Raw genomic sequence first — 9285 nt, forward strand, 5'->3', positions numbered from 1 at the left:
ACAGCCCGCCCGCGCACCTCTTCGCGTCGTTTGTAGCTCCGTGACGGGGGATTTTCCCTCCCGGGCGCCCGTGCCTAGCGTGGCATCAGGTAACGAAGGAGCTTTCATGGTCGACGTCACACCGCGCACCCGAGCCAAGGACACCCGGCGATCGAGGGAGGTCGATGCTCAGGTCGACGCCCAGTTGGCCGAGAGCTCGCCCGAGGCATCCGTTGACGTCGAGAGCCTCGGCAGGCAGCTTCTCGGTACCTGGGCTGATGTCCGGCGCACCTCCCGAGAGTTCGCGAAGAACCCGGCACTGCACGACGTTCTCGGTCTCAGCCTCGAGGAGCAGCGCGAGCGCACCCTGGCCCAGCTGCACATCCTGCAGGAGAAGGGGCAGGTGCATCGTGCCTTCCCGAAGTCGCTCGGCGGGCTCGAAGACAACGGCGGCAACATCGCGGCGTTCGAGGAACTCGTCTCGGCGAGCCCGTCGCTGCAGATCAAGTCCGGCGTGCAGTGGGGACTGTTCGGCTCGGCCGTGCTCCACCTCGGCACCGAGGAACACCACAGGAAGTTCCTCCCCGGCATCATGGACTTCACCGTTCCCGGCGCCTTCGCGATGACCGAGATCGGGCACGGGTCGGATGTCGCCTCCATCGCCACGACGGCCACCTACGACGAGCAGACCCACGAGTTCGTCATCCACACCCCGTTCCGTGCGGCGTGGAAGGAGTTCCTCGGCAACGCAGCGCGAGACGGCATCGCCGCCACGGTGTTCGCGCAGCTCATCACCAAGGGTGTGAACCACGGGGTGCACTGCTTCTACGTGCCGATCCGCGACGAGAACGGCGACTTCCTGCCCGGCATCGGCGGCGAGGACGACGGCTGGAAGGGCGGGCTCAACGGCATCGACAACGGCCGTCTGCACTTCGATCACGTGCGCGTCCCGCGCACCAACCTGCTCAACAAGTACGGGGATGTCGCCGAAGACGGCACGTACACCTCGAGCATCGACAGCCCCGGTCGCCGTTTCTTCACCATGCTCGGCACGCTCGTGCAGGGTCGCGTCTCGCTCGACGGCGCGGCCACGACGGTCTCGGCGATGGCCCTCGCGATAGCCGTCACCTACGGCAACCAGCGCCGCCAGTTCACGGCGGGCAGCGACGACGAGGAGGTGCTGCTCGACTACCAACGGCACCAGCGCAGGCTCATCCCGCGCCTGGCCACCGCATACGCGATGAACTTTGCGCACGACGACTTCCTGGTGAAGTTCGACTCCGTCTTCAGTAACAAGAACACGACGGATGACGACCGCCAGGATCTGGAGACCCTCGCGGCCGCGCTCAAACCGTTGTCTACCTGGGTGGCCCTCGACATCCTGCAGGAGGCTCGCGAGGCCTGCGGCGGAGCGGGCTTCATGGCGTCGAACCGCATCGTGGGCCTGCGCGCCGACCTCGACGTGTACGTCACCTTCGAGGGCGACAACAACGTGCTGCTGCAGCTCGTGGCCAAGCGGCTGCTCACCGACTTCAGCTCCAAGTTCAAGAACGCGGATGCGGGGGCCCTGGCCCGCTACGTCGTCGAGCAGGCGGCGGATCGCGCCTATCACGGCACGGGCCTGCGCACGCTCGCCCAGACTGTGAAGGACTTCGGCTCCACCGCCCGCTCGGTGCACGAGCTGCGCGAGACCAACGCGCAGCGCGAGCTGCTCACCGATCGTGTCGAGACGATGATCTCGGAGCTCGCCGGCAGGCTGCGGCCGGCATCCAAGCTGTCGAAGGCGGATGCCGCAGCCCTGTTCAACTCGCAGCAGAACGAACTCATCGAGGCGGCCCGCGCTCACGCCGAACTGCTGCAGTGGGAGTCGTTCACCCGCGCGCTCGACAAGGTAGAAGATGACGGCACGAAGCTCGTGCTGTCGTGGCTGCACGACGTGTTCGGACTCGGCCTCATCGAGAAGCACCTCTCCTGGTACCTCATCCACGGGCGTCTCTCGGCGCACCGTGCGCAGGCCGTGAGCGCCTACATCGACCGTCTCGTGACGCGGCTGCGTCCGCACGCGCAGGACCTCGTGGATGCGTTCGGCTTCGAGCCGGAGCACCTGCGGGCGACCATCGCCACGGGCATCGAGGCCGAGCGGCAGGACGAGGCGCGGGCGTACTATGCCGCGCAGCGCGCATCCGGCACCGCCCCCGTCGCCGAGAAGTCCCTCAAGCCCAAAAAGAAGAAGCGGTAGCTCGGGGCGTCGTCGGAAATCGCGCCGAAGGCTCCGCCCATAGAGGCCCACCACGCCCCCGCCTTCGGCGCGATTCCCGACGACCGGTGTCCCCATCCACCCTGTCATTTCGCTACGCTCGGTCGAAACGTAGAGGGAGCGACATGACCTTTCAGGCGTACCTGGACTCGATCAAGGCGAAGACCGGCAAGGGTCCCGAGGACTTCATCGCGCTCGCGAGGGAGAAGGGACTCCTCGTCGAGGGCATGAAGGCCACCCCGATCCTCGCTTGGCTGAAGGAGGACTTCGACCTCGGTTCCGGCCACGCCATGGCGATCTTCGGCATCCTCAAGGAGGCTCTGCAACCGCGCGCGAGCAACGACGAGCGCATCGCCGCGCAGTTCGCTGGCGGCAAGTCCGTGTGGCAGAAGCCCTACGAGGACCTCCTCACGCACATCCGCGAGTTCGGCCCGGATGTGTCAGTCGCCGCCACCGACACCTACCTCAGCCTTCTGCGCGGCGCGAAGAAGTTCGCGGTCGTGTACACGACGGCGGCGCGGATGGATGTCGGCATCAAGCTCAAGGGCGAAGAACCGACCGAGCGCCTCACCCGCGCCGGCTCGTGGAACAGCATGGTCACTCACCGCGTACGAATCGCGGATGCCGCCCAGCTGGACGCAGAACTCCTCGCCTGGCTGCGCGAGGCCTACGATCGCGCCGACTGAGTCGCCAGGACGTCCGAAAGCCCTGCGCCTCATCGGCAGCGTCGAATCGGTTCGCTAAATAGCTTGACAGCCCTTACTTGATCGCGCTACATTTCATCGAATCGGTTCGAAGAAAGAATGGGCAATGGCGACTATTGGCGATGTGGCCAAGCAGGCAGGGGTCTCCCGCAGCACTGTGTCGTACGCGCTCAGCGGTAAACGATCGCTTTCTGCCGAGACCCGCGAACGCATTCGCGTCGCAATTGCCGAACTGGGATTCACGCCCAATGCGGGGGCCCGGGCGCTTGCAACGTCGCAGACAATGGTCATTGGTCTGTTTGTGCATTTCTTCGAAGACGAGTTCTCGCCCGCAATGCTGCAGTATGTTCTGCCGATCTCCGATGCCGCGCGTGAAGCCGGCTACGACATCCTGATGGTGACAGAAACTGACGGGCCGCAAGCGCTTCGGCGGATCACGAGTTCGGACATGGTCGACGGGATCGTGCTTCTCAACGTCGCACATCGCGATGAACGTATCCCGGTGTTACAGGCCGCACGTCAGCCCGGAGTGCTCGTCGGTATTCCGGAGAAGGCTGACGGCGTCGATGTCTTCGACCTGGATTTTGAGGAGTCCGGGCGCGTGCTCGTGGATCATCTTCATGAGCGCGGACATCGGGACATCATTCTTGTCACCCCGCAGCAGCACGTCTTTGAGCGTGGTGGGGCGTACGCCTGGCGATTCCGCGACGCGGCCCTGGAGCGCGCCTCCCGCTACGGCATCCGGATGTTCTCCGTCGATGGGGTGACCCAGCAGCCCGGGGTCAATCGACAGATCAATGAAATTCTTGATGGACACCCCGAGGCGACAGCCATGATCGTGCACAATGACGCGACGATCGCTGCGCTGCCTACGGTGCTTCATGACAGGGGCGTACGAGTGCCGGATGAGCTCTCGGTCGTAGGCATTTTCTCCGAAGACTTCGGTCGACTTTTCTCCTTGCCGTATACGACCGTTGAAACGTCGCCCGATCAACTGGGCCGCGCCGCGGTTCAGGCACTGGTTCACCGAATGGGCAACTCCGATTCTGCGGAGTACACGGTCCAGCTCGTCGAGCCACGCATCACGGACCGGGGGAGTACCCGCTAACCCGATAACGCGGCGCAGGTACCGTGTGTCACATTATCGAACCGGTTCGACAACTAAACGAAATGACATCCGCGCACCATTCAGAGAGGAATTACCTGTGGAAATCAATCCGAAAATAAGGGCAGCTGGGGCGATAATCCTGGCCGTCGGTATGTCAGTTGCGGCACTGACCGGGTGCTCGTCATCTGCCAACACCTCACACACGAAGGCAAACTACACGTTCTGGGATCCGTATCCCCAGTACGACGCAAGTTCTGCCTGGGCCAAGGTCATCAACAGCTGCGCCGCTGAGGCGGGGGTCACGATCAAGCGCACCGGCTACGACACGAGTGATCTGACGAACAAAGCACTGCTTGCCGGACAGCAGAAGAACTCCCCGGACATCCTGCTCATCGACAACCCGGTGATCTCGACACTTGCCGAGGCGGGAATCCTGACATCGACCGACGAGAACAAGCTGGTCGTCGGCGACGTCGCGAAGAACATCCTCGGTGCAGGTGTAGTCGGCGGCAAGACGTATGGCGTGCCGATCGGTGCGAACACGCTGGCCCTGTACTACAACCCCAAGGTCCTGGCAGCAGCCGGTGTGGACATCGCCAGCGTGAAGGACTGGGATTCGCTGTCGGCTGCCCTCGCAAAGGTCACGGCAATCGGCAAGAAGGGCATCACGTTCTCCGCAATCGGAACCGAGGAGGGGAGCTTCCAGTTCCTGCCGTGGTACTGGGGTTCGGGAGCCGACCTCACGAAGCTCGATTCCGACCAGGCCATCTCTGCGCTGACGCTGTGGAAGGGGTGGGTCGACAAGGGCTACGCTCCCAATTCAGTGATCAACAACACGCAGACGACCTCGTGGCAGGAGTTCCAGACCGGTGACTTCGGATTCGCAGAGAACGGTACGTGGCAGAAGGCCGACGCCGCCAAGATGGGCGACCTGGTCATCCCGTTGCCTGCGGCTACCGGTGGCGCGGCACCGGCTCCGACCGGCGGTGAATTCCTGAGCATTCCCGTTCAGAAGGACTCGTCGCGCTATGCGGCGTCTGCGAAGATCGTCGCCTGCCTGACCTCCACCAAGAACGTCGTCAACACGGACAACACGCTGAATTACATTGCGGCAACACAGGATGCGCAGAAGGCGCAGCTTGCCGGGGACGCCACTCTCAAGCCCTGGATTGACGCGGTGCAGGTGGCGCAGGCTCGCACGGGAAACAACCTCGGAACCAAGTATCCGAAGATCTCCGAGCAGCTGTGGGCCGCTGTCCAGAAGGCGCTGACCGGCAGCGCGACTCCGGCAGATGCCCTGAAGGCCGCGCAAGCCGCGGTGAAGTAACAAGGCGCTCGTACACAGGCACCAGGAGGAGATCATGACCGCGCATACCGACTCGCCGGGACGCATTTCGCGTCGCGGCGGCTGGACCGCATGGGCGTTCATCGCCCCGGTCGTGATCTACCTTCTGGTGTTCTACGCTTACCCGCTTGGCCGCAACATCGAGCTGAGCCTGCGTGACTATACGGTTCGATCGTTCATTGATGGCACCGCACCGTTCGCCGGGATCGACAACTACATCGCAGTATTCACGAGTTCGACATTCGGCCCGGCTCTTCTGAACACGGCGCTCTTCGTCGGGGTGTCCATCCTTTTCCAGTTCTCGATTGGCCTCGCACTCGCCGCGTTCTTCATCAAGAATTTCCCCTTGAACAACACACTGCGTGCGTTGTTCCTCGTGCCATGGCTGCTTCCGCTGCTGGTGTCGGGGTCGGCCTGGTCCTGGATGCTCAATAGTGATTCCGGTGTCGTCAACTCTTTTCTTGAGGCAGTGGGCATCGGTCAGATCAACTGGCTGACCTCGCCGCACTGGTCTCTCGTCGCCGTGTTGATCGCGAATATCTGGATCGGCATCCCCTTCAACCTCGTGATCCTCTACAGCGGCCTGCAGGGGATTCCCGTCGAGGTGCACGAGGCGGCATCGATCGACGGCGCAAACGGGTGGCAGACATTTTGGAAGGTCACCTTCCCATTGCTCCGCCCCGTATCGGCAATCACCATCCTGCTTGGCCTGGTCTACACGCTGAAGGTCTTCGACATCATCTGGATCATGACCAGGGGCGGGCCGTCAGACTCGTCGACAACCTTCGCTATCTGGTCGTACAGGCTCGGGTTCGGCTCGCTGTTGCCGAACTTCAGCCCCGCAGCGGCCGTCGGCAACCTTCTCATTTTGGTGGCTCTCGTGTTCGGCCTCATTTACATCCGCACGCAGCGTCGATTGGATGTCAATTGATGCGCGCTCGTGCCTGGTGGAAGACCGTGGTAGGCATCGTCCTGACCGCCCTCATGCTCTTCCCCGTCTACTGGATGATCAACGTCTCGCTCACCAGGGCCCAGAACCTGCGAAAGAGTCCGCCGAATCTTCTCCCACTCGACCCGACACTCGAGGGCTATCAGCATGTGCTCCACGAGCAGCTCCCGTTTCTTGGGGCGAGTCTTGTGATCGGGATCGGCACCGTCGTGCTGACGCTCGCGCTGGCCGCTCCCGCGGCTTACTCACTCGCAAAGCTCCGGCCTCGTGGCGGAAGCACACTCAGCTTCGTGCTACTGATCGCCCAGATGATTCCCGCGATCATCATGGCGATGGGTTTTTACGTGATCTATCTGAACCTCGGGATCCTGAACTCGATCCCCGGCCTGATCCTGGCGGATTCGACGATCGCCGTACCGTTCGGCGTACTGATCTTCGCCGCCTTCATGTCGAGCATTCCCGACGAACTCATCCAGGCCGCAAAAATCGATGGAGCATCGGCCTGGCGCACCTTCATCTCCATCGTGCTTCCCGTCAGCCGCAATTCCATTGTCACCGTTTCGCTGTTCGCGTTCCTCTGGGCGTGGTCTGACTTCATCTTCGCGACCACTCTCGACGGCGGTGGCGATTTTCAACCGATCACGCTCGGCATCTATCGCTACATCGGCAACAACAACCAGGAGTGGAATTCGATCATGGCGACCGCTGTCGTCGCGTCTATTCCGGCGGCACTGCTTCTCGTCTTGGCCCAAAGATACGTGGCAGCGGGCGTCACTGCCGGCGCCGTCAAGGACTAATCCGTCATATCCGCTCGACTTGAAAGGCCACCTTATGCCGCCGCGCACCGGTGTTCAGTTTGACATCACCGAAATTCCCTTCAGCACGAAGGGATCCTGGCTCGACCTTTCCCCTGTCGTGGGGTTGCATGACAGCAGGGACGACGTGCACCTCGTCACTCACCAGACGGGGATGCACGCCATTCTTCGTCTGGTGCCGGAACGATCCGGCCTGCGGGTCGGCACCACCAACTCCGCCACACCCGCATCCTTGCGTTGGCAGGACAGGGATGGCGGCGAGATCGAGGCGGTCTTCGACGGCCTCGAAACGATCCGCGTGCGTGGGCGTGGCCTCGAGCTGCGCCTGGCCGATGCCTCCGCCGCGCTCGAGGCCTTTAGCGGCACCTACTTTTTTCGGGATCCTCTGGACGGTTCCGCCGTCTTTACCTCATATGAGAGCGGCCGTCGCTATCGGGTGACGAGCATTCGCGGCGAGCTCCAATTCGATGGCGCGGAAGCTCTCGGCGATACCGCGCGCGCCGTCATCGCGTCTGGAGACGGCGGCTGGGAGGTGGCCATCGAAGAGTTTGAGGTAGCTCGTGCGGGCTATGTCGCCTCTTCCGACTTCGAGACACTGGTCCTCCGTTCGGCGACTGCGTTCAATGAATATCTCCAACTTGTCGCAGCGTGGAGAGGGCCCGAGGGCCACACGGCCGAGCGCGCCGCGTATGTTCTATGGTCGGCGACGGTCGTGCCGAGGGGCTTTCTCTCGCGGGAATCGGTACTGATGTCCAAGCACTGGATGGACAAGGTGTGGAGTTGGGATCACTGTTTCAACGCCCTGGCATTTGCGCCGACCGATCTTGCGGCGGCGATGGATCAGTTTCTCGCCCCGTTCGACTTTCAGGACGCGTCGGGGGCACTCCCCGACTCGATCACGCACTCAGAGGTGCTCTATAACTTCGTGAAACCGCCGGTGCATGGGTGGTCCTTCGCCAAGGTCCGAGCTCGAGCGGGCACAGCGATCGATCGGGAGGCCCTCAATGAGGTGTATCTGAAGCTGGCCAGCTGGACGCGCTTCTGGCTCGACTATCGTCGGGCGCCCGGTCACACTCTCCCGCACTACCAGCACGGCAACGACAGTGGATGGGATAACTCGACGACCTTCGACAACGACCGTGTGATCGAGTCGCCGGATCTTGCTGCTTTTATGGTCATCCAATTGGATGTTCTCGCGGACCTTTCCGTCGAACTCGGCACTGGCGAAGAGGATGTCTGGGCCCGCGAACGCGACCTCATCGTCGGGGCGCTGCTCGAGCTCTGGGATGGTGAGCGCTTCTTTGCGTTGTCGGTCGACGGCGCACGCCGCAGCAAGACGACGAGTCTGCTCACCCTCTTGCCGATCCTCGCTGCCGAATTTCTGCCTGCCGAGATTGTAGACAAACTTGCATCCGGCATTGCCGAGCATCTGACCGAGTGGGGGCCAGCGACCCAGCGCCTCGATACGGCTGAGTACGAATCGGATGGCTATTGGCGTGGTCCGATCTGGGCGCCGTCCACCGTGATCGTCGAAGACGGATTGCGCCGTGCTGGCCATCATGAACTCGCAGACCAAGTCAGCCGAGGTTTCCTGTCACTGTGCGAGAAGTCGGGCTTCGCCGAGAACTTCGACGCCGTCACCGGTGAGGGCCTGCGTGATCGCGCCTATACCTGGACGGCCAGCGCGTACCTCCTGCTTGCCCACGAGGCAGCCATGAGGGATCAGGGTCTGCCTGCCTGAGTGACTACTGCATCCCGATGTCTCGGTTGAGTACACTTGCCTCAGGCTGCTGCGCGGCAGGCGCAAGTTCGCGGTGGTCGACACGTCGGTGGCGCGCATGGATGTCGGCATCGAACTCAAGGGCGAAGAACCGACCGAGCGCCTCACCCGCGCCGGCTCGTGGAACAGCATGGTCACTCACCGCGTACGAATCGCGGATGCCGCCCAGCTGGACGCAGACAGCTGGACGCAGAACTCCTCGCCCGGCTGCGCGAAGCCTACGAGCGCGCCGCCTGAGGCGGCAGATAGGGCTTATAGGCAAGAAGGTGTGGATGGGTTCTTGATCTGGGCCCGGGATTGCGGGGCTGGATCGGGGTTGTTATGGTCCGCGACCCTTAGTCGTGGATC

At 62.8% G+C, this 9285-nt stretch carries 8 protein-coding genes; all 8 read left to right on the forward strand.

The features are described 5' to 3' along the window. The first annotated feature begins 106 nt into the window (after nt 1-106). Nucleotides 107-2218, forward strand: a complete 2112-nt coding sequence (locus ABUA28_RS10225) for an acyl-CoA dehydrogenase family protein (protein ID WP_349904062.1) — start codon at nt 107-109, stop codon at nt 2216-2218. Nucleotides 2219-2361: 143 nt separating this feature from the next. Continuing rightward, nucleotides 2362-2922, forward strand: a complete 561-nt coding sequence (locus tag ABUA28_RS10230) for a DUF4287 domain-containing protein (protein ID WP_349904064.1) — start codon at nt 2362-2364, stop codon at nt 2920-2922. 124 nt (nt 2923-3046) lie between these two features. Beyond that, nucleotides 3047-4048, forward strand: a complete 1002-nt coding sequence (locus ABUA28_RS10235) for a LacI family DNA-binding transcriptional regulator (protein WP_349904066.1) — start codon at nt 3047-3049, stop codon at nt 4046-4048. A gap of 151 nt (nt 4049-4199) precedes the next feature. Continuing rightward, a complete protein-coding gene (locus tag ABUA28_RS10240; protein ID WP_349904068.1) occupies nt 4200-5375 on the forward strand; it encodes a sugar ABC transporter substrate-binding protein in 1176 nt (391 codons plus the stop codon). Nucleotides 5376-5409: 34 nt separating this feature from the next. Beyond that, nucleotides 5410-6324, forward strand: coding sequence for a carbohydrate ABC transporter permease (locus ABUA28_RS10245; protein WP_349904070.1), 915 nt, complete (start codon nt 5410-5412; stop codon nt 6322-6324). Next, nucleotides 6324-7139, forward strand: coding sequence for a carbohydrate ABC transporter permease (locus tag ABUA28_RS10250; RefSeq protein WP_349904071.1), 816 nt, complete (start codon nt 6324-6326; stop codon nt 7137-7139). Before ABUA28_RS10245 ends, ABUA28_RS10250 begins: the two co-directional genes overlap by 1 nt. 19 nt (nt 7140-7158) lie before the next feature. Next, on the forward strand, nt 7159-8898 hold the full coding sequence (locus ABUA28_RS10255) for an amylo-alpha-1,6-glucosidase (protein WP_349904073.1): 1740 nt from the start codon (nt 7159-7161) through the stop codon (nt 8896-8898). Nucleotides 8899-8995: 97 nt separating this feature from the next. Further along, nucleotides 8996-9285: hypothetical protein (locus ABUA28_RS10260; RefSeq protein ID WP_349904075.1), on the forward strand; the 290-nt coding region annotated here is incomplete at its 3' end.

The organism is Parafrigoribacterium humi (assembly GCF_040227205.1).
Classification (GTDB): domain Bacteria; phylum Actinomycetota; class Actinomycetes; order Actinomycetales; family Microbacteriaceae; genus Parafrigoribacterium_A; species Parafrigoribacterium_A humi.

What these genes read in the sequence shown, in the direction of transcription:
- ABUA28_RS10225 (WP_349904062.1), top strand. Translation starts at nt 107, where the DNA reads ATGGTCGACGTCACACCGCGCACCCGAGCCAAGGACACCCGGCGATCG.
- ABUA28_RS10230 (WP_349904064.1), top strand. Translation starts at nt 2,362, where the DNA reads ATGACCTTTCAGGCGTACCTGGACTCGATCAAGGCGAAGACCGGCAAG.
- ABUA28_RS10235 (WP_349904066.1), top strand. Translation starts at nt 3,047, where the DNA reads ATGGCGACTATTGGCGATGTGGCCAAGCAGGCAGGGGTCTCCCGCAGC.
- ABUA28_RS10240 (WP_349904068.1), top strand. Translation starts at nt 4,200, where the DNA reads ATGTCAGTTGCGGCACTGACCGGGTGCTCGTCATCTGCCAACACCTCA.
- ABUA28_RS10245 (WP_349904070.1), top strand. Translation starts at nt 5,410, where the DNA reads ATGACCGCGCATACCGACTCGCCGGGACGCATTTCGCGTCGCGGCGGC.
- ABUA28_RS10250 (WP_349904071.1), top strand. Translation starts at nt 6,324, where the DNA reads ATGCGCGCTCGTGCCTGGTGGAAGACCGTGGTAGGCATCGTCCTGACC.